The following is a 20,342-nucleotide window of genomic DNA, read 5'->3' as shown; positions in this document are numbered from 1 at the left end:
CTGTTAGACTCAAGGGCATATGGGCGATAGAGAGGACATAGAGATACTGGACGGGAAGATCATCCGGCTCAAGGTCGAGTACGAACAGTACTTTGCCAGGATATTGAAGCGCGAGCCGTCCAAGCTCAGAAGCGATATCGAAAAATCGATACTTTCCCTGAACGGCAGGACCATAAACAATACGGCTGCGAAATTCAAGCTCAACTCCATCGTCGCCAAATACAACTCGTACAAGCAGCACTGGGACAGGGTGCTCCGCGCAATAGAGGAGGGGACTTACGTCAGAAAGGCCGAGGGCGCGCCGGGGCAGGGGATTGCCGACGCGGGCTGTGCTTCCCCATCCACCCCTCCTGGCCCGAAGGGCGGCTCAAAAAGCCCCGCCCCGGCGGAAGGCGGCTTCGAGGACATCTACAAGAGGTACATAGAGGCGCGTAAGGAGTGCCGCGAGCCTGTGGAGGGCATAACCCTCGAAAGCCTCAAAAAGACGGTAGAGCAGTACAAAAAGAAGGTGGAGGAGCAGTACAAGACCAGCAACGTGGATGTCAGGGTATACGTGAAGGACGGGAAGGCGAAGCTTACGATCGTGCCGAAGAAGTAAGGGCGGACGACAAGCTCTGAAAATCCATCTTTTCCCCGGACCCTGCGTATTTACATGATAATGCTCACATATTATATATGCTCCGTTTTTTAATTCCCGGACTTTCTTGATCTCGCGTGGAAAATCACGAATTGCAATGTAGCCGGAAATAAAAAAGGCGGGCTTTTAGCCCGCCTTTTTTATGGGTTTTTCTGTATACCTAAGCCCTGACCCGTTCCTTTATCCTGAGCCTTGCCTCTGCGTACTCGAGCCGGTCCTGGGCCTGTGCATAGGCCGCGTCCTCCTGGCTTAAGGAGCCGAGGGCGGCTTGAGCCTCGCCAGCCTCGGCTCTTACTGCCTCAAGGTCGATCTCGGACTCCCTCGCGGCAGTGTCGACCAGTATGGTGGTCTTCCCGGGCAGTACTTCTGCGTAGCCCCTCCCAACGGCTAATACGCCTGCTTCCGCGCCCTTCCTGAAGGCGACCTCGCCAGGCTTAAGGACCGTAAGGAACGGGGTATGCCCCGCGAGCACCCCGAACTCGCCTTCCTGACCGGGGGCAGTGGCCTCCTCGACCTCCATGGAGAGGAGCTTCCTCTGGGGGGTGACTATCTCGAGCAAAAAGGTTGTATTGTTGTCAGCCATTATCCTGGTCCTGTCCTTCGGTTAAACGCTCGCCCGTATCTTCTCGGCCTTTTCCATTACCTCTTCGATGGTGCCGACCATGTAAAATGCCTGCTCCGGGATGTCGTCGAGCTCGCCGTTGGCGATCATGTTGAAGCCCTTGATGGTGTCCTTCACGCTTACGTACTTGCCGGGCGTTCCGGTGAACTGCTCGGCCACGAAGAAGGGCTGCGAGAGGAACCTCTGTATCTTCCTCGCGCGGGCGACCACGAGCTTGTCCTCTTCCGAGAGCTCGTCCATGCCGAGGATCGCGATGATGTCCTGCAGGTCCTTGTACTTCTGGAGTATCGCCTGCACCCGGCGCGCGGTCGAGTAGTGCTCGTCGCCGACTATCTGCGGGTCGAGGATCCTGGATGTCGAATCCAGCGGGTCCACGGCAGGGTAGATGCCGAGCTCGGCTATCTGCCTCGAAAGGACCGTCGTCGCGTCAAGGTGCGCGAAGGTCGTCGCCGGGGCCGGGTCGGTCAGGTCGTCCGCAGGGACGTATATGGCCTGGACCGAGGTGATCGAGCCGTTAAGGGTCGAGGTGATCCTCTCCTGGAGGCCGCCCACGTCGGTGCCGAGCGTCGGCTGGTATCCGACGGCGGAAGGTATGCGGCCGAGGAGCGCGGAGACTTCCGAGTTCGCCTGCACGAACCTGAAAATGTTGTCTATGAAGAGGAGGACGTCCTGGTTCTCCTCGTCCCTGAAATACTCCGCCATTGTGAGCGCCGTGAGCGCGACCCTCGCCCTCGCTCCCGGGGGCTCGTTCATCTGCCCGTAGACGAGGGCGGTCTCGCCGAGAACGCCCGATTCCTTCATCTCCTCCCAGAGGTCGTTTCCTTCCCTGGTTCTCTCACCGACTCCGCCGAAGACCGAGAAGCCGCCGTGCTGCATGGCGACGTTATTGATGAGCTCCATTATGAGGACCGTCTTTCCGACGCCCGCGCCGCCGAAGAGGCCGATCTTGCCGCCTTTAAGATAGGGCGTGAGGAGGTCGACGACCTTGATGCCGGTCTCGAAGACCTCCATCTTGGTCGACTGCTGCTCAAAGGTCGGGGCAGGGCGGTGTATCCCGTACTTCTTCTCGCTCGCTATGGGGCCGAGCTCGTCCACAGGCTCGCCTATGACGTTTATTATGCGCCCGAGGACGGGCTTGCCGACAGGGACGGTTATGGCGGCGCCGGTGTCCCAGGCCTCGGTGCCCCTTACGAGGCCCTCGGAAGCGTCCATGGCTATGCACCTTACCGTGTTCTCTCCGAGGTGCTGGGCCACTTCGGTAACGAGGTTCCAGTCCTCGCTGCTTATGCTCTTGTTCGTGACCCTCACGGCGTTATTGATGGCCGGGAGCTTGCCGGGCGGGAACTCGATATCGAGCACCGGGCCGATGACTTGCGTGATCCTGCCGATATTCCTCTCCTTCCCGACACCTTCGGCTGTCAGGCCGGCTGCTGTTCTTTCGACTTGGGACATTTCAGGAAGACCTCCCTTGCGGAATCTTTATTGTTTACGGTTGGGGAAGGGACGGTTCCGGCCCTCTCCCGGCTATGGCCCCGCGCGTGTGCGTTCCGGGGCATAAATTGGCTGCGACGGAGTAGCGGGAGCCTTACTTAAGCGCCTCCGCGCCTCCGATTATCTCCATGAGCTCCTTGGTGATGGCGGCCTGGCGGAGCCTGTTATAGACGAGCGTAAGGCCGCTTATCATCTGCCCCGCGTTCTTCGAGGCCGAGTCCATGGCCGTCATCCTGGCCCCGTGTTCGCTGGCCGAGGTTTCCAGAAGGGCCCTGAAGGCCTGAACCTCGACGTACTTTGGAAGGAGGCTCGCAAGCACCGCCTCCTCGCTTGGCTCGTAAATGTACTCGCCCTTGCCGTCGCCATCCTTATTTTCCTCGTTCTCGGGGGCCGAGACGGGCAGAAGCTTTATCGTAAGCGGCTTCTGGGTGAGGGCGGACTTGAACTCGCTGAATATCATATGGACCTCGTCGGTCTCGCCCTTCAAGTACGAGCCCACGAGGTCGTTGGCTATCTCGACTGCGGTGCCGTACGCCGGCCTGCCGCTCCCGACCGGGCGGGCGTTGAGGACCTTGATGTTCCGCCTCTTGAAGTACTCGCCCCCGCGTTTCCCGACAAGATAAAGGCTTGCGCCGGACGGGCCGCGCTCACGGAGGAACCTTTCGGCTGTCCGGAGGAGCTGCGAGTTGAAGCTTCCGCAAAGTCCCCTGTCCGAGGTGAAGAGCGCAAGGGTGATGTTCTTCACCTCCCGCTTTTCCAGGAGGGGGTGGCTGTCGGGCGAGGCCTTGGACGCGAGCGAGCCTATGAGCTCGAGCATCTTCTCGGCATAGGGCCGGGCCGCGACTATCTCGTCCTGGGCCTTTTTAAGCTTCGCGGCGGAGACCATCTTCATGGCCTTGGTTATCTGCCGCGTGTTCTTGACCGACTTTATCCTTCTTTTTATGTCTTTAAGACTTGGCATCTAAGTGGTCGTCCCCGGATGTTTTGTGCTACTTGCCTTCGGCCACGAAAAGGCCCTTCAGGTCCTCGAGCGCCTTATTGAGCTTGGCCTTAAGGTCGTTGTCTATGGCCTTCTTGGTGCGTATCTCCTCGATTATCTCGGGGTGCCTGGATTCCATGAAAGCTATGAGCTCCTCCTCGTACCTCTTGAGGGCCGAGTTGGGGTATGCGTCCACGTAGCCGTTTGTGGCGGCGTAGATTACGAGCACCTGCTTTTCTACGGGAAGGGGCTTGTACTGCCCCTGCTTCAAGATCTCGACGAGCTTGCCGCCCCTGTTGAGCTGCTTCTGGGTTGCCGGGTCGAGGTCGCTTCCGAACTGTGCGAACGCAGCGAGCTCCCTGTACTGAGCAAGCTCGAGTCTCAACGTGCCCGCGACCGACTTCATGGCCTTTATCTGGGCGCTTCCGCCGACGCGGGAGACCGAAAGGCCGACGTTGATGGCCGGCCTTATGCCTGAGTAGAAGAGGTCGGTCTCGAGGAATATCTGTCCGTCCGTGATGGAGATGACGTTCGTGGGGATGTAGGCCGAGACGTCACCCGCCTGAGTCTCGATGATCGGAAGGGCCGTAAGAGACCCGCCGCCGAGCGCGTCCGAAAGTTTAGCCGCCCTCTCCAAAAGCCTTGAGTGGAGGTAGAAGACGTCTCCGGGGTACGCCTCGCGGCCCGGGGGCCTCCGGAGGAGAAGCGAGAGCTGCCTGTACGCGACCGCGTGCTTCGAAAGGTCGTCGTAGATTATGAGGGCGTGCATCCCGTTGTCCCTGAAGTACTCGCCAATGGCGCAGCCCGCGTAAGGGGCGATGAACTGGAGCGGCGCCGGGGAGCTTGCCGTGGCGGCGACGATTACGGTGTAGTCCATCGCGCCGAACTGCTTCAATTTCTCGGATATCTGGGCGACCGTCGACTGCTTCTGGCCGATGGCTACGTATATGCAGAAGACGTTCTGCCCTTTCTGGTTTATGATGGTGTCGATCGCGACGGCGGTCTTTCCGGTCTGGCGGTCGCCTATTATGAGCTCCCTCTGGCCCCTGCCGATGGGTATCATGGCGTCTATGGCCTTGATGCCGGTCTGGAGCGGCTCCTTGACCGACTTTCTCGCGACTATGCCGGGGGCCTTTATCTCGACTCTCCGCCTCTCGGCGGCCTCTATGGGGCCCTTGTTGTCTATGGGCTGTCCGAGGGCGTTAACGACCCTGCCCATGAGGCCCTTGCCGACCGGGACCTCGACTATCCTTCCGGTCCTCTTTACCGTAGAGCCTTCCTTTACCGTCTGGTCGCTTCCGAGGAGGGCGGCTCCGACGTTGTCCTCCTCGAGGTTCAGGACCATGCCCTGGAGGCCGCCCTGGAATTCGAGAAGTTCCCCGGCCATGGCTTTTTCAAGGCCGTATATCCTCGCGATGCCGTCGCCGACCGATATGACGGTGCCGACTTCCTGTATGTCGATTTCCTTCTCAAACCCTTTTATCTGGGTCTTTATGAGCTGGCTTATTTCCTCTACCTTGATCATCTTCTAAACCACCCCTTCGAGTATTTTTTCTTTCATGAGTTCGAGCTGGGTCTTCAAGCTCCCGTCCAGGATGGTGTTCCCGATCTTGAGGACAAGCCCGCCCAGGAGGATAGGGTTATAATTGCATGTTAGTACTACGTCCTTGCCGGTAAGGGAGGAGAGTTTTTTCCTTATCTCCTCGACGAGGGCCGGGGGAAGCTCCGTGGGGGAATCCACCGAGGCCCGGATCCTGCCCGCCAGCTCGTCCTCGTAGGCCGAGTACGCGGCGGTTATCTCGTCCAGGAACCTCAAATTCCTGGTGCGTACGAGTATGCCGAGGAATTTGGCGACATGGGACGAGAGCCCGGCGGAGGCGGCCACGTTGTCCATTAACGATAAGCGGTCTTCCAGCTTGTACATGGGGTTAAGGAGCGCCTTTTCGAGCTCGGGGTTGCCGCTGAATATCGCGAGCACCGAGCGGAGCTCCTTCCCGTACTGGTCCCAGGAGTTTTCATCCCTTCCGACTTCTATGAGCGCCTTCGCGAACCTCTTGGACGCGGAACTCTTCATCAGTTGATCCTCAGGTTATTTAGGTATCCTTTTACGAGCCTGTCCTGGTCCGCGGGGGTGAACTCCTTTTTGAGTATCTCCTCGGCCAGCTCCACGGCGGCCCTGGCCGCCTCTTCGCGGATCTCGATCTTAGCCTTTTTTATCTCCTGCTCGGCGGCGGCCTTTGCCTGCTCTTTGAGCCTCTCGGCGGATTTCCCTGCCTCGGCTATTATTCTTTCCCGTTCTGATTCGCCCTCGGCCCTGAGCTCCTTCTGTATCTCGGCTATCCTCGAATCCAGGATGTTGAGCTTGGCCCTGTATTCCGCGGCCTTCCTCTCGGCCTCGTCTTTGGCTGCCTGGGCGCTTTCGAGGGCGGTCTTTATCTCGGCGCTTCTCTTATCCAGGAGCTTGTTTATGGCCTTTGTCCATACGAGGTACACGCCGACTGCGAGCACGATGAAGTTGCCGATTTTCCAGAGCATGCCGTTCCCGTGGTCGCCGCCCGCTGAGGCGAAGGCTACGGAGGGGATTAGGATGAAAAGGGCGATAAGCCCTGCTACGCTCCTGTCGAGCACCTTCCCGGCTATCTCCCTGGCAAGGCCCCTTGCCTCGGTCTTAAGCCCCGAAAGCGCGCCCTGCCTGCTCGAATCGAGCTCCTTCCTTATTTTGGCGAGTTCGGCGGCGGCCTCGGACCTGGCGGCCTCGAGTATGATTTTTTCCCTGTCGACGCCTTCCTGCCTGAGCCTGCCCCTTTCCTCATGCCCCTTCATGGCGGCTTCCTTGAGCCTCTTTTCATAGCTCAGAAGCCCTTCGGCGACCTCTTTCTCGGTCCCGGCGGCCTTCTTGAGGCTCCCGGCTATGCGCTCGTCCCTTTCCTTCAGTATCCGCTGGACGGGCCTGTAAAGAAGCCTGTTGAGGATTATAAGGAGGACGAAAAAACCGACTATCTGGAAAAGGAGGGTCTGGTCGAGTGATATCATTTTATATATGCGAGCCTTTGGGTTTTTTGCAGTTTTTCAAGCGGCAAGACCAGGGCCGGGCGTCCGCTGCCGCGCCTGGACCATGGAAGGCCGTTTTGAACCTGAACAATTGTCCGGAGTAGTGAAAGCCGATTTTTCAAAACTAAAACAGGGTATTGCTATCATATACAAAAGTTCATTGTCAAGCGATTTAATTTGCAAGCTTGAGCCGGCCGCGTGTATAAAAACACCCGATTCGCCGACATGCGAAAACATGCTCGGTCTTAAGAACCCGGCCATTGATAAAGGGGGATAAGGAAGAGTGCGGAACTGCTGGCGCAGGGTCCTGATGAAACGGGCAGGACCGCTTTTGCGGCCCTGCCGGATTTGAACGGATTGTATCACAAGGATGCGGAGCCCTTCAATCCTTTTCGCCGCCTGACCATCAATTTGCTTACTGGCCTTCCTCCCCGAGTATCGTGACCGGGGTCTCGCTTTCGAAGTCGCGGAGGACCCGGCCCTCGGTGCCGCTTCCGAAGAACTCCCCGCCGGGCACTTCGGTCAGGCCAGGGACGGTCGGCGTGACCGGCGGCGGCTGGGCAATCGTTATCCCCGGCTCGAGCTCGCCCGGAGAGGGGAACGGGGGGAAAAGCAGTGCGGTCTCGGGAGGGACATCAGCTGCCGGGGCCGGCACATCGGGAAGGACAGGGGGGGGCTCTTCGCCAACTCCCCGCGGCGGCCCTAATGACGACTGGGGCGGCATCGGTATACCTTCTCCGGGTGGGCGCTCAAATGGCGTTGTAGCCTGCGGGAGCTCGGTAGTGGCTGGCGGGAGAGGTGTCGTGGTCTGAGGGAGTTCCGTAGTAGCGGGCGGAAGAGGGGTCGTTGGCTGAGGGAGCTCGGTCGTGGCCGGAGGTAGGGGCGTTGTCGTCTGCGGGGTCCCGGTCCCGGCTGGAGGCAACGGAGTCGTCGTCTGTGGAAGCTGAGTCGTCGGGGAAGGTACGGTTGTCGTAGGAGGGGGTATCGTCGTAGTCGGCGGAGGGGTCGCGGTAACCGGAGGCGGAGTCGTAGTGGTCGGAGGCGGAAGGGGTGTGGTCACCTGAGGGGACCCCAGGGACGGCGGCTGAGAAGGCGCGGCAGGCGCCGGGGCTGCCCCGACCTGGGCGGATGCTACGCCTGCGGTTAAAAAGACGGAAAAGACGGCGGCGACAGGTGCGGTCGTCTTCTTCATGACAGTTTCCTCCTTTTTCGGATAACTCGGATAACTATCATTATAGTATGCACCAAAAAGAGCATACCTTCAGAAGACGACAAGTCCTTATCTCATGCCCAGCCTCTGCCTCATGGCGAGGTCCTGCTGGCGCGTTATAAGGAAGTCCATCCTGTCTGAGAGCATGGCAAGCCTGTCCCTGGCATCGGGCGGCATCTCCTCGACCCGCCCTATCACATCGATGAGCTCCCTCATGGCTATAAGGGTCTCCTGCATTAGCTGCTCCCTTTCCATTGCCAGGAAGGGGTCAACGGGCTGCCGGAACTCCTGCTCAGGAGGCAATTGTACGGGTATGGCACGCTCACCCAGCTCAGCCGAGGCGTCCGGTGCGGAAAAGAGGAGGGAAGCGGCAAGGAGCGTAATCGCAATCCTCATGCTCGTACCCCCGCATGGATTTACTATCTCGACTATAGCAGAACTTTCATTGGCGGTCAGGAATGCGGGCTCTCGAACCCGGGAGAATTCTTTCCGGCAGGAAGCCCTCTCCCTTTCCAGAAGGCGTATATGACCGGGAGCACGAGCAATTCGAGGAGGACCGCCGTCACCATGCCGCCGACCATTGGCGCCGCTATCCTCTTCATCACGTCGGCGCCTGTGCCCGTGCTCCACATTATGGGCAGGAGGCCGGCTATTATGGCCATCGCGGTCATCACCTTGGGCCTGACCCTGAGGACCGCCCCTTCCCTTATCGCCTCGTAGAGGTCTGCGCGCGAGTTCATCCTGCCTTCCGAGACACGCTTCTCATGCGCGTGCTTCAGGTAGATGAGCATGATTATGCCGGTCTCGGCGTCGAGCCCCGCAAGCGCAAGGAATCCGACCGCGACGCCTATGCTGAAATTGTAATCCAGAAGGTAGAGCGTCCATGTCGCCCCGATAAGAGAGAACGGGATGGCAAGGAGTATTATGAGGCACTCGGTAATGGACTTGAAATTCAGGTAGAGGAGGAGGAAGATTATCCCGAGTGTAAGGGGCACTATGACCTTGAGCTTCTGATAGGCCCTCTCCATGTACTCGTACTGGCCCGACCATGCGGCGTAATAGCCGGGCGGGAACTCCACTTTTTCCGCGACCGCGGCTTTTGCATCCGCGACATAGCTCCCGATGTCCCTTCCCCTCACGTCCACGAATATCCAGTTGGTAAGGAGGGCGTTCTCGGTCCTTACGGTAGCCGGGCCTTTCTTCACCTCCAGGATGGCGACCTGCGAAAGAGTGACGTGCTGCCCTCCGGCGGCAGGCACGAGCACGCGGCCTATCTTCACGATATCGTCCCGGAGCTCCCGTTTGTATCTTACGTTTACGGGGTATCTTTCAAGGCCCTCGACCGTGGTGGTGACGTTCTCGCCCCCGATAGCCGACGTTATGACCTCCTGGATGTCCTCTATTCTCAAGCCGTACCTTGCGGCCTCCTCGCGTTTTATCCTGACGTCCAGGTAATATCCTCCGACCGCCCTTTCGGCGAATGCGCTGGACGTGCCGGGCACCTCTTTCAGGGCCGCTTCTATATCTAGGGAGAGCCTTTCGAGTTCGGCAAGGTCTTTTCCGAACACCTTTACCCCAACTGGCGTCCTTATGCCGGTCGAGAGCATGTCTGTCCGGGCCTTTATGGGCATGGTCCATGCGTTTGTAATCCCGGGCATCCGGAGGGCCGAATCCAGCTCCTCTACGAGCCTTTCCATGGTCATGCCGGGCCGCCATTCCTTCTCGGGCTTGAGATTGATCACCGTCTCGAACATCTCGAACGGGGCCGGATCGGTCGCGGTCTGCGCCCGCCCTGCCTTTCCGAAGACGCTTTCCACCTCGGGGAAGCCCTTTATAATTCTGTTCTGGGTCTGGAGTATCTCGGCGGACTTCGTGATGGATATGCCCGGCAAGGTCACGGGCATGTAAAAGAGCGTGCCTTCGTTAAGGGGCGGCATGAATTCGCTCCCCAGCTTTTTCATCGGGTAAAGGGTAGAGACAAGCGCCAGGAGCGCTATCGCTATGGTGAGCTTCTTGTGCCGGAGGACCTTCTGAAGGGCAGGCCTGTACAGCCATATCAGGGACCTGGTTACGGGGTTCTGCTCCTCCGGCCGTATCCTGCCTCTTATGAAGTAACCCATGAGGACGGGAACGAGCGTAACCGAGAGGAGCGCGGCCGCCGCCATCGCAAAGGTCTTGGTATAGGCCAGCGGCTTAAAGAGCCTCCCTTCCTGCGCCTCGAGCGTGAAGATGGGCATGAAGGAGACGGTTATGATAAGGAGCGAGAAGAAGAGCGCGGGCCCGACCTCCTTCGCCGCCTCGGTTATCATGCCCCAGCGGTCTCTCCCTTTTCCCTCCCCCTTCTCGATGTGCTTGTGGGCGTTCTCTATCATGACTATCGCGCCGTCTATCATCGCGCCTATGGCTATGGCTATGCCGCCCAGGCTCATGATATTGGCGTTTATGCCCATTGCGTACATGACTATGAAAGAGGCGAGTATGCCCACCGGGAGCATTATCATGGCGACGAGCGAGGACCTGAAGTGGAGGAGGAATATGACGCAGACGAGGGAGACCACGATAGATTCCTCTATGAGCTTCTCCCTCAGTGTTTCTATTGCCCTGTAAATGAGGTCGCTCCTGTCGTAGACCGTCCTTATTGTGACCCCGGGCGGGAGGCCCGCCTCGAGCTCTTTTATCTTCTCCTTGATTCCGTTTATTACCTCGAGCGCGTTCTCGCCGAAGCGCATTACCACTATGCCGCCGACCGCCTCGCCCTCGCCGTTGAGCTCGGCAAGGCCCCGCCTTTCGTCGGGCCCGAGCTCCACCCTTGCTATGTCCAGTATCCTTACGGGCGTGCCTGTACCGTCCACCTTGAGGACGATATTCTCTATGTCCGGAATGCCCTCGATGTATCCCAGGCCCCGTACCATGTACTCTCTTTCGGACATCTCGACGACCCTGCCGCCCACGTCCCGGTTGCTCATCTCGACGGCCTCCATGACCTCGCCGATGGAGACGCCGTACGTAATGAGCCTGTTCGGGTCTATATTTACCTGGTATTGCTTCACGAACCCGCCTATGGAGGCGACCTCGGATACTCCCGGCACGGAGGTGAGCTGGTACCTTATGTACCAGTCCTGGATGGAGCGTAGCTCCGCGAGGCTCAAGCCCTTGCCCTCGACCGTGTACTCGTATACCCACCCGACGCCCGTGGCGTCTGGCCCGAGCGACGGGGTAACGCCGGCCGGGAGCTTGCCCGAGGCGAAGTTGAGGTATTCGAGGACGCGGCTCCTGGCCCAGTAGATATCGGTGCCGTCCTCGAATATGACGTAAACGAACGAGACCCCGAAGAAAGAATAGCCCCTTACGGTCTTGGCCTTGGGGACCGACATCATGGCCGTGGTCAGAGGATACGTTACCTGGTCCTCGACGACCTGCGGGGCCTGCCCTGGGAATTCGGTGAAGATTATGACCTGCGTGTCGGAAAGGTCGGGGATGGCGTCAATTGGCGTCCTTGAGACCGAATAGACGCCGAAGCCGACTACGAACGCGGTGAAAAGGAGGATGATAAGCCTGTTTTTTATGGATAGCTCGATGATCCTGCCAAGCATCTTCAGTGCCCCTCGTGTAAATCCATCGGGTCAGGATGGCTTTCATGGCTTCCGTTCTCGTGGCCGGAGCGGCCAGCGCCTGCGCCTTCAGCTGCTCCCTCCCCGCCGGAACGGCCCGGACTCATGGCGTGCCCGGAATGGTCGTCCCCGGCCTTTCCGGATGCGTCCTTCCGCGGGCCTTCCATCTTGACGGCGCTGCCGGCGTGGTCGTGCAGCGCGCTCAACCCGGCGACCGCGGCCTTGAGCTTGCTCTCCGAGTCGATAAGGAAGTTCGCCTGGGTAACGACCCATTCGCCTTCGCTTACGCCCTGAAGCACCTGGAAGAAGCCGTCGGCCTTGCCGCCGGTCTTTACTTCCCTGGGCTCGAATGTCCCGTCCCGTCTGTCGATGATGGCTATCTGTCTTTCGCCGGAGTCGATAAGGGCGGAGTCGGGCAAGGCTATGGCGGAATCGGCGATATTTACCGAAAGCTCCACGTTCAGGTACATGCCCAGCTTAAGCCTGTGGTCAGGGTTCTGGAGCTCGAACCTGACCTTCATTGTCCTCACTTCCGTGCCGGCCTCCGGCACATATCTTATGGAGCCCAGGTGGCTGTAGATGTGTTCAATCTTTCCGGTGTAGGCATCTCCCTCCGAATAGGCGGGGGCAAGGGTCGCCTTCTGCCCCTTCTTCACGTACGGCATCTCGTACTCGTATATTTCGCCGTAGACCCACACGGCCGAGTGGTCTATTATCTTGAAAAGCGGCTCTCCGGCGTCTATCCTCTGTCCCTCAACTATCATCTTCTCGGTAACGCTCCCGCTCGAAGGGGCGCTTATGCTCATGGTCCTCATGGCCTTGCCGGATTTACTCAGAAGCTCTATCTGCTCCTCTGAGATGTCCCAGTACCTGAGGCGCTGCCTTGCGGCTTCGAGGAGGGCCGCCGCGCCGCTACGTACATCGGGATACGGGCTAGCCTTCACCTCCTCCGCGGCCTTCCACGCAAGGAGGTATTCCTCTTGCGCGGAGACGAGGTCGGGGCTGAAGAGCTCAAGGAGCTTCTGCCCCTTTTCCACCATCTGGTCCGTCCGGTCGACGTAAAGCCTCTCGACCCATCCGGGCACCTTCGCGTTTATGACGAAGACCCTGTTCTCCACCGGCTCGACCCGCCCCACTGTCCTTATGGTCCTCTCAAGGCTACGGCGGGTAGCCACTTCAGACCTTACCCCTATAAGCTGAAGCCGCTCCGGGCTTATCCTTACGATGCCAGGAGCCTCGGGGGCATCGCCTTCGTAGACGGGTATGTAATCCATGCCCATCGAGTCCTTCAGGGGAACCGGGGAGGTTATCTCCGGGTTCATGGGATTGCGGTAATAGAGGACCTTCCTCTCGGCCTCGGTCCCTACCGGGGCCTCGCCAGTCTTTAAGTTCCAGGCGAGGAGCCCGCCGATGATGATACCGATTACTAGGACTGCGGCCCAGTAAGGCTTTTTCATCCGGATCTCCTTGTCATTCGTGATCCCCCTTTGTCGCCCTTTAGAAAAGGGGGAATTTCAATCTAAACTCGCTAAGGCCTTTAGCAGGGTGTTGAAAAACACCCTGCTAGGCAATCCACGGATGGATTGCCAAATTGCGAAGACTTGAAAGTCGAGCAATTTGTGAGGCTTGGACGGATTCATTCCGGCCAAGCCGTGGTTGAAAAAGTCCAAGGAAGGACTTTTTCAACATCCTGCTAGTCCCTCAGGGGAGCAGCTCAGACCCTGTTACCCTTTCAAGCGCGGCGAGCCTCTTCATGTATTCCGCGACTGCCGTTACGCGATCGATCCTGACCCTCTTAAGCTCCCGTTCGGTGTCGAGGAGGGTGAGGAAGTCGACCTTCCCCGCCTGATAGTTCCTTACCGCTGATTCGAACGAAAGCTCGACAAGCGGCAGAAGGCTCGTCTCGTAGAGGTCTATGGTCCTCCCGGCGGCCTCTACCAGGAGGACCGCGCTCCTCACCTCGAAGCCCTTCCCGTTCTGCGCTGCCAGTAGCCTCGCCTTTGCAGAGCGCGCACCCGCCCGCGCTTCTTCCGAAAGGCTGTCGTACTTGCCCCGCCAGATGGGGATGTTCATCTGGAACATCACGCCGTAGCTACTGAACCTGCCGTCCCGCTCCATGGGCTCGACCCCTACCATGAAATCGGGGTAGTAGTTCTTTTTCGCCAGCCTCGCCGAGAGCTCGTTTGCCTCGGCCTCGGATTCGAGGGCCTTTACCTCGGGGTTTTGCGAGAGGGCGGACCTGGTAAGCTCTTCGATATCTATCGCCGCCCGCTTAAGGGGGAGCGCGGCCCTCTCCGGCAGGTCGGAATCCTGCGGCCTGTCAAGCAGGGCCTTGAGCCTTGAAGCCGCTATCCCCTTCCGGGCCTCGAGCGAGATTATCTCCTCGTTGATGGCGGCTGTCTCGACGTTCACCCTTATGGCGTCCTGCTGGGATACCTGACCTGTCGCGTACCTGGACTGCGCTATCCTGGACATGTCCTCAAGGAGCCTCTTTATCTCCCGGGTGACCCTTATGGACTCATCCAGAAAGGCGTAATCGTAATATGCGTTCTTCACCGATTCGAGGACCTCAAGCTCCTTTGCCCGGAGGTCAGCCTTCGCGGCGCCGGCCTCCTTCAACGCGATGTCCTCTTTAAGAGACTTCTTGCCGGGAAAGGGGAACGTCTGGCTTATCGAATACCTGGTGACGGTCGGAGGGCTTCCGAGCTCGAAGGGGCTTCCGGTCGGGATCTCTTCCTTCTCGATCCTCAAGACCGGGTCGTCGAGGGCGCCCTCGGCTTTCGAGCGCGCCCTGAGGGCGTTGTACCTCTCCTGCATGGCCCGTATCTCGGGGTTATTGGCCAGGGCTTCATCGAGAAGGGGCTTAAGAAGGAGGTCTTCCTCCGGATGAGCCGCGCCCGGAAAGGCAAGCAAGAGAAGGGCAAGGAACGCCGATGCAACATATGCCCGCGCTAGGGTGCTTCTTAAGGTCATTGCCGCGGCCTCCTTCTACAGGATGTAGAATAAAAATCCAAAAAAAATCAATGCCCCTTGTGAGAGCAGTGGGTCTTGCAGTCGTCTAACAGCTCGGCATGTGTTTCGCACCGCTCCATAGTGCAATCATGTGAAAGCGAGCCCGCGTATATCGGCATGGCAAGGGATGCCGCTAAGAAAAGGGCGATTGCCGCGCTCGCAGCCGCTTTCCTGGGCGCTAGAGGGAACGCGGTCTTTTTCCCTTCGACAAGCCTCCGTATCCTGCCGGAGAGGTCCGTCTGGCTGCCCGTTATCGAAGGCACGGGCAGGTAGATATTGTTCCTTGCGACCTTGAGTATGGCAGACGCGAGCGTGATCGGTCCGTATGAAGACCTTGCCGCCGCGTCGTCCGCCTCCTCTTCCCTTTTTAGCCTTGAGTAAGATGCAAGCTGGCGCGCGGCTGGAATATAGAAGAAGGCGTCCTTGAGGAAGCCTAAGGCCAGGAACCTCAATGGGTCCCTTCTCTTCTTGTGGTTTATCTCGTGGAGGAGGACGGCCTTCGCCTCTTCGCTTGAAAGGATATTAAGGAGTCCGGTAGAGATATAGACCCTGGGCTTAAGGAGTCCGTAGGTAAAGGCGGCCCTGACGCTCTCGTCTTTTATAAGGGCGAGCCCGCCCTTGGCGTAATGAACCGGGAGTTGCCTTACAGCCCTTCTTGTTCTTGCGAAAGCCGAGATTGCGCGGAAAGCGGCGCATGCGAAACCTGTTGCAAGGAGGATTGCCCCGGACCAGAAGAACGCGAGCTTGCCGAGGGAGAGGAATTCAACACACATGACAAGGAGAGATTGGCAGGCCTCAAGGACGCTCTCCGTAAAGAAGAGTAGCGTCGGCAGCGCGTAAATGAGCCATGCGGCTGAAAACGCGAATACAGAGATAAAAAGGAGAGGGGCGGCCACTATCCTTCCTCCAAAGACTTAAGCTCCTTCTTTTTCGACTCAATGAGCGCCGAGAGGCGTTCGAGCTCTTCGGGGTCGGCTTCCGCGAGCGCGTCCACGAACGAGGCGCACATGCCGCTCGACGATATCTCCATTATGCCCCGGAAGACGTCCTGGGATACGGCCCTGGCGAACTCGTCCTTCGTGTAGGCGGGCCTGAAAAGGAATACGCTCTCGCCCTTGGACTTGGTAACGAGCCCCTTGTTCACGAGCCTCTCAAGCACCGTGAGGACGGTCGTGAGGGCGACCTGCCTGGACGCGAGCCCTGAATGGACCTCCCTGCCGCTCGCCTCCCCGCTCTTCCAAAGGAATTCCATTATCTCCTGCTCGAGCGGCCCCAGGAGCTTTCCGTATCCGTCGAATCTGGCCTTTTTTATCATGTTCATCTCCGCTTCCAATATATTCGACAAGGCGTAGAAAGTCAAGAGGAATTCCTTGCCAAAGAGGGTTGTCTTGCTGTACCATTTAAAATTCAAAAAACTTTTTCCTTCACAGTTCGGAGGCTTTTTGGGTTTCTTCATAACATTCGAGGGAATTGAGGGCTGCGGGAAATCCACCCAGAAGGAGCTCCTGAAGGGCTATCTCGAAAAGAAGGGGAGAGAGGTCCTTACGGTCAGGGAGCCGGGCGGCACGCTCCTCGGCGAGAAGGTAAGGGCCATACTCCTTGAGGCCGGGGACGAGCCCATAGACCCCTGGGCCGAGCTATTTCTCTACCAGGCATGCAGGGCGCAGCTCGTAACCCGCGTCATAAGGCCGGCCCTTGAGGCCGGCAAGGTCGTCATATCCGACAGATTCTACGATTCGACCCTAGCGTACCAGGGCTACGGCAGAGGCCTTGACAGGGCGGCGGTAAAGAGGCTCAACGCACTCGGCTCCGGCGGCCTTGTCCCGGATTTGACCTTCCTCATAGACTGCGAAGTGGAAGAAGGCTTGAAGAGGGCCTTTTCGCGCATAGCCTCCGCAAAAGGCGCAAGGGAGGACCGCTTCGAAAGGGAGGACCTCGATTTTCACAGGCGCGTAAGGGAGGGATTCCTCGGGGCGGCCAAGCGCGAACCGAGGATAAAGGTCGTGGACGGCTCCGCTGAAATCTCTACGGTCCACAAGGAGATATGTGATATCATTGACAGGGCGATGGGCTAGCTGAAATGGGTTTTCAGGAGATAGTCGGGCACGAGCGCGAGATAGGGATACTTAAGGGGCTTATAGTCTCGGGCAGGGTCCCTCACGCGTTCCTGTTCGCGGGCCCGGACGGCGTTGGAAAGAAGCTCGCGGCAAGGGCCTTTGCCGCGGCGCTCAACTGCGCGTCTCCCGGCGGCGACTCGTGCGGGCTATGCCGCGACTGCGCCGCGATCGAGGGCGGGTCCCATCCCAACGTAATGGAGATATGGCCGCTCGATAAGCCGGTCGACAAGGGGGGCGAAAGGGACCCGCTCGGCCTCATAAGGATAGACCAGATAAGGGAGGTGCAGTCGGTCCTTAAATACAGGGCCGAACGCGGCACGAAGGTCGTCATAGTGAACGGGGCAGACAGGTTCATGCCTGCCGCCGCCAACGCGTTTTTGAAGACACTCGAAGAGCCGCCCGGCGGGTCTGTAATCATACTAGTATCCTCCAGGCCCGCCGACCTCCTCCCTACGGTCGTCTCAAGGTGCAGGAGGGTAAACTTCAGGCCGCTTTCCGATGATGCGGTAAGGGCTTTCCTCATAGAGAAAAAGGGGATCGCCCCTGCCGAGGCAGGGGCTGTCGCGCGTCTCTCCGGGGGCTCCGTATCGAGGGCTGTAAGCTATATCGAGGAGGGATGGCTCCAGAAGAGGAGGGATGTCGTCGAGAAGCTACTGTCGTTCGGCCCGAACGACGCGGACGAGGCCCTGAAGTTCGCCGAGGAGCTTTCAAAGAGGGACGACCTAGACGAGATGCTCGACTTTCTGAAGTCATGGTACAGGGACAGGATAGTGGCATTCGAGGGCGCCCCGCACCTTATAGCCAATACCGACATGCAAAGGCGCATGAAGGACGACCGCGTGGAGGACTTTAACCGCCTCTCTTCCTCTTTCTGGGCGGTCGAGGAGGCAATGAGGAGCATCGCGCCCCCGAGGTACGGGAACAGGCAGCTCACTATGGAAGCGCTGGTACTTAAGCTCTCGGGCGCGCTCTTCATGTAGCTCAAATCGGAACCGGATAGCTGCCGCGGGTTCATAGCGGACGCACAGGCAAAGGATAAAGGCATGGTAAGGGTAGCTGGAGTCAGGTTCAAGAAAGCTTGCAAGGTCTACGATTTCGAGGCCGGGGCCCTGGAGCTCCATCCGGGGGACGCCGTGATAGTCGAGGTGGAAAGGGGCCTCGGCATGGGGACGCTCGTCTACAGTCCAAGGGAGGTGGACCCGGCGACGCTCACGATGCCGCTTAAAAAGATAGTCAGGAAGGCCGACGCCGTGGACATAGAAAGGCTCGGCTTCAATACCGAGAGGGAGAACGAGGCATTCGCCATATGCAAGGAGAGGATACTCAAGTATAACCTCCCCATGAAGCTCATAAGGGTCGAGTACCTATTCGATTCGAGCAAGGCAATATTCTATTTCACGTCGGATACCAGGGTCGATTTTCGCGAGCTCGTTAAGGACCTGGCCGCGACATTCCACACCCGGATAGAGATGCGCCAGATCGGCGTGAGGGACGAGGCCAAGATGATAGGCGGCCTCGGCCCGTGCGGAAGAGAGCTATGCTGCTCGGGGTTCCTCGCCGATTTCGAGCCAGTTACCATCAAGATGGCCAAAGAGCAGAACCTGGCCTTGAACCCGGTGAAAATATCCGGCATATGCGGCAGGCTCATGTGCTGCCTCTCTTACGAGCACGATTTCTACCAGAGCGAGAGGAAGAGGGACAGGGAAAAGGAAAGGGAGAGCGTAAGGGACGCTGGCAAGGACGCAAGCGACAGGGGCAAGGGCGAGGAGAAGCGCCAGAGGCCCGACCGGGACCGCGGGAAAAAGCCGGGCAAAGCCGCACAGGGACAGCAGGGACAACATGGGCAGAAGAGCGGCTGCGGCGGCTGCGGCAGGCATGACAAAAAAAAGCACAGGCCCAAGGATGACGGAAAACCAGGGCAAGGGGCTGACGGAAAGCCGGGGCAGGGGGCTGACGGGAATGCCTGAGGCTAAAAAGACCTTTTACGTCACCACCCCCATTTATTACGTGAACGACGTGCCGCACATAGGGCACGCCTACACGACCATCGCCGCGGACTGCATAGCCCGTTTCAAGAGGCTCAAGGGTCTCGACGTCCTCTTTCTTACCGGCACCGACGAGCACGGCCAGAAGGTGGAGAAGGCGGCGGCTACTGCAGGGCTTGCGCCTTTGGATTTCGCCTCGGGCGTGGGGCAGAGGTTCAAGGACCTCTGGGCCAGGCTTAATGTCACGAACGACGACTTCATAAGGACTACCGAGGAGAGGCACCTTAAGGCGGTCTCCCGGCTCTGGGAGACAGTGCAGGCAAAGGGCGATATATACCTCGGCGAGTACGAGGACTGGTACTGCACCCCTTGCGAGAGCTTCTGGACGGATAAGCAGCTTAAGTACGGCAAGTGCCCGGACTGCGGCCGCCCCGTTGAAAAGCTCAAGGAGCCGAGCTATTTTTTCAGGCTCTCCAAGTACGGCGAGCCGCTCCTTAAACATATTGAAGCGAACCCCGGCTTCATAAAGCCCGAGAACAGGAGAAACGAGGTCGTCTCTTTTTTGAGAGAAGGGCTCCGCGACCTGAGCATAAGCAGGACCACCTTCAAGTGGGGCATACCAGTGCCCGGCGACCCGGCGCATGTGATGTACGTATGGTTCGACGCGCTCACCAATTACCTGACCGCGACAGGCTACCCTGACGACATGGGCCGGAGCCAAAGGTACTGGCCAGCCGACGTGCATCTCATCGGGAAGGACATACTCCGCTTCCACGCGGTCTACTGGCCCGCTTTCCTCATGGCGGCTGGTATCGAGCCGCCGAAAGAGGTCTTCGCCCACGGGTGGTGGACCATCGAAGGGCAGAAGATGAGCAAATCGAAGGGGAATGTCGTGGACCCCTGGGCGACTGCCGAGAAGTTCGGGGTGGACGCGTTCAGGTATTTTCTTTTGCGCGAGGTGCCCTTCGGCGTAGACGGCGACTTTTCGGAGAAGGCCCTTGTCGGCAGGCTCAATAGCGACCTCGCGAACGACCTGGGGAACCTCCTTAGCAGGTCAATCACTATGATAGAGAAGTACAGGGACGGTGTCGTCCCCCCGGCGGATTCGGTCGGGAGGGAGGAGCTTGAGGGGAGGATCAGGTTCCTTTTCAAAGAGCTCCCGCACCAGTACGAGGAGAAGATGAACGAGCTCTCTTTCCACGAGGCCCTAGGAAAGGCGTGGGCAGCCGTAAGGGAGCTTAACATGTATGTCGACAAGGCCGCGCCCTGGAAGGAGAAGGACGGGGCGACACTTTCGGCTGTGCTGGCGACCCTCGCAGAGGGGCTAAGGATTATAGCGGTATACGCATGGCCGGTTATCCCGGACTCTGCCCAGAAGATATGGGAGAGCCTCGGGCTTGAAGGCGATATAGGAAAGGCAAAATTCGACGAGGCCGTGGCCTGGGGAAGTACGATTTCAGGCCTCAAGGTCAAAAAAACGCCCCCGCTCTTCCCGAGGGTGCAGTAATAGTACCCTCTTTTTTAAAGAGGGGTAGGGGAGATTATTTAAATGAATCATAATCCCCCTTCCTCCCCCTTTAGAAAAGGGGGAATTTCATAACAGGCTCTCATTAAAAAAGAACCTCTC

At 58.7% G+C, this 20,342-nt stretch carries 18 protein-coding genes; 5 read left to right on the top strand and 13 right to left on the bottom strand.

Features of this window, described 5'->3' with window-relative positions; translation table 11 throughout:
- Nucleotides 1-19 precede the first annotated feature (19 nt).
- Entirely contained in the window at nucleotides 20-598 is a 579-nt protein-coding gene (locus K8I01_06335; GenBank protein MBZ0220032.1) for a hypothetical protein, read from the top strand.
- A gap of 199 nt (nucleotides 599-797) precedes the next feature.
- Here the strand turns inward: K8I01_06335 and atpC are convergent, their stop codons facing one another.
- The 13 genes from atpC to K8I01_06270 all read right to left on the bottom strand — a co-directional run bounded on the left by atpC (nucleotide 798) and on the right by K8I01_06270 (nucleotide 15,934).
- Complete coding sequence (atpC, locus tag K8I01_06330) at nucleotides 798-1,220, bottom strand: ATP synthase F1 subunit epsilon (protein ID MBZ0220031.1); 423 nt, start codon at nucleotides 1,218-1,220, stop codon at nucleotides 798-800.
- Between the two features lie 21 nt (nucleotides 1,221-1,241).
- Nucleotides 1,242-2,711 (bottom strand): F0F1 ATP synthase subunit beta, encoded by a 1,470-nt coding sequence (atpD, locus tag K8I01_06325; GenBank protein MBZ0220030.1) that lies wholly within the window; start codon nucleotides 2,709-2,711, stop codon nucleotides 1,242-1,244.
- Between the two features lie 133 nt (nucleotides 2,712-2,844).
- Nucleotides 2,845-3,711 (bottom strand): ATP synthase F1 subunit gamma, encoded by an 867-nt coding sequence (atpG, locus tag K8I01_06320; GenBank protein MBZ0220029.1) that lies wholly within the window; start codon nucleotides 3,709-3,711, stop codon nucleotides 2,845-2,847.
- Nucleotides 3,712-3,739: 28 nt separating this feature from the next.
- Nucleotides 3,740-5,254, bottom strand: coding sequence for a F0F1 ATP synthase subunit alpha (gene atpA, locus K8I01_06315; protein MBZ0220028.1), 1,515 nt, complete (start codon nucleotides 5,252-5,254; stop codon nucleotides 3,740-3,742).
- Nucleotides 5,255-5,257: 3 nt separating this feature from the next.
- Complete coding sequence (gene atpH, locus K8I01_06310) at nucleotides 5,258-5,803, bottom strand: ATP synthase F1 subunit delta (protein ID MBZ0220027.1); 546 nt, start codon at nucleotides 5,801-5,803, stop codon at nucleotides 5,258-5,260.
- The gene (locus K8I01_06305) at nucleotides 5,803-6,762 is read right to left on the bottom strand and encodes an ATP synthase F0 subunit B (GenBank protein ID MBZ0220026.1); all 960 of its coding nucleotides are present in this window, start codon (nucleotides 6,760-6,762) and stop codon (nucleotides 5,803-5,805) included. The genes atpH and K8I01_06305 overlap by 1 nt, the downstream gene beginning before the upstream one ends.
- A 433-nt stretch (nucleotides 6,763-7,195) precedes the next feature.
- Nucleotides 7,196-7,972, bottom strand: a complete 777-nt coding sequence (locus K8I01_06300) for a hypothetical protein (protein ID MBZ0220025.1) — start codon at nucleotides 7,970-7,972, stop codon at nucleotides 7,196-7,198.
- A gap of 87 nt (nucleotides 7,973-8,059) precedes the next feature.
- A complete protein-coding gene (locus K8I01_06295) occupies nucleotides 8,060-8,386 on the bottom strand; it encodes a hypothetical protein (GenBank protein MBZ0220024.1) in 327 nt (108 codons plus the stop codon).
- Nucleotides 8,387-8,442: 56 nt separating this feature from the next.
- On the bottom strand, nucleotides 8,443-11,583 hold the full coding sequence (locus K8I01_06290) for an efflux RND transporter permease subunit (protein ID MBZ0220023.1): 3,141 nt from the start codon (nucleotides 11,581-11,583) through the stop codon (nucleotides 8,443-8,445).
- Nucleotides 11,584-11,585: 2 nt separating this feature from the next.
- Complete coding sequence (locus K8I01_06285; GenBank protein ID MBZ0220022.1) at nucleotides 11,586-13,058, bottom strand: efflux RND transporter periplasmic adaptor subunit; 1,473 nt, start codon at nucleotides 13,056-13,058, stop codon at nucleotides 11,586-11,588.
- Between the two features lie 244 nt (nucleotides 13,059-13,302).
- Complete coding sequence (locus K8I01_06280; protein ID MBZ0220021.1) at nucleotides 13,303-14,574, bottom strand: TolC family protein; 1,272 nt, start codon at nucleotides 14,572-14,574, stop codon at nucleotides 13,303-13,305.
- A gap of 47 nt (nucleotides 14,575-14,621) precedes the next feature.
- Nucleotides 14,622-15,509 carry a M56 family metallopeptidase gene (locus K8I01_06275; protein ID MBZ0220020.1) on the bottom strand — a complete coding sequence of 296 codons (888 nt, stop codon included), beginning with the start codon at nucleotides 15,507-15,509 and terminating at the stop codon, nucleotides 14,622-14,624.
- On the bottom strand, nucleotides 15,509-15,934 hold the full coding sequence (locus K8I01_06270; protein MBZ0220019.1) for a BlaI/MecI/CopY family transcriptional regulator: 426 nt from the start codon (nucleotides 15,932-15,934) through the stop codon (nucleotides 15,509-15,511). The genes K8I01_06275 and K8I01_06270 overlap by 1 nt, the downstream gene beginning before the upstream one ends.
- A 121-nt stretch (nucleotides 15,935-16,055) precedes the next feature.
- On the opposite strand from K8I01_06270, the gene tmk reads away from it, so the two are divergent.
- The 4 genes from tmk to metG all read left to right on the top strand — a co-directional run bounded on the left by tmk (nucleotide 16,056) and on the right by metG (nucleotide 20,222).
- A complete protein-coding gene (gene tmk / locus K8I01_06265) occupies nucleotides 16,056-16,688 on the top strand; it encodes a dTMP kinase (GenBank protein MBZ0220018.1) in 633 nt (210 codons plus the stop codon).
- 5 nt (nucleotides 16,689-16,693) lie between these two features.
- The gene (holB, locus tag K8I01_06260) at nucleotides 16,694-17,710 is read left to right on the top strand and encodes a DNA polymerase III subunit delta' (protein ID MBZ0220017.1); all 1,017 of its coding nucleotides are present in this window, start codon (nucleotides 16,694-16,696) and stop codon (nucleotides 17,708-17,710) included.
- Between the two features lie 63 nt (nucleotides 17,711-17,773).
- Complete coding sequence (locus K8I01_06255) at nucleotides 17,774-18,697, top strand: stage 0 sporulation family protein (protein MBZ0220016.1); 924 nt, start codon at nucleotides 17,774-17,776, stop codon at nucleotides 18,695-18,697.
- Nucleotides 18,690-20,222 (top strand): methionine--tRNA ligase, encoded by a 1,533-nt coding sequence (metG, locus tag K8I01_06250; GenBank protein MBZ0220015.1) that lies wholly within the window; start codon nucleotides 18,690-18,692, stop codon nucleotides 20,220-20,222. The genes K8I01_06255 and metG overlap by 8 nt, the downstream gene beginning before the upstream one ends.
- The last annotated feature ends 120 nt before the right edge of the window (nucleotides 20,223-20,342 follow it).

It is taken from the genome of Deltaproteobacteria bacterium (assembly GCA_019912665.1).
GTDB lineage: Bacteria > Desulfobacterota > GWC2-55-46 > GWC2-55-46 > GWC2-55-46 > UBA5799.
The sequence above is the reverse complement of the archived record's forward strand: the minus strand, read 5'-3'. Positions and strand labels throughout refer to the sequence as shown.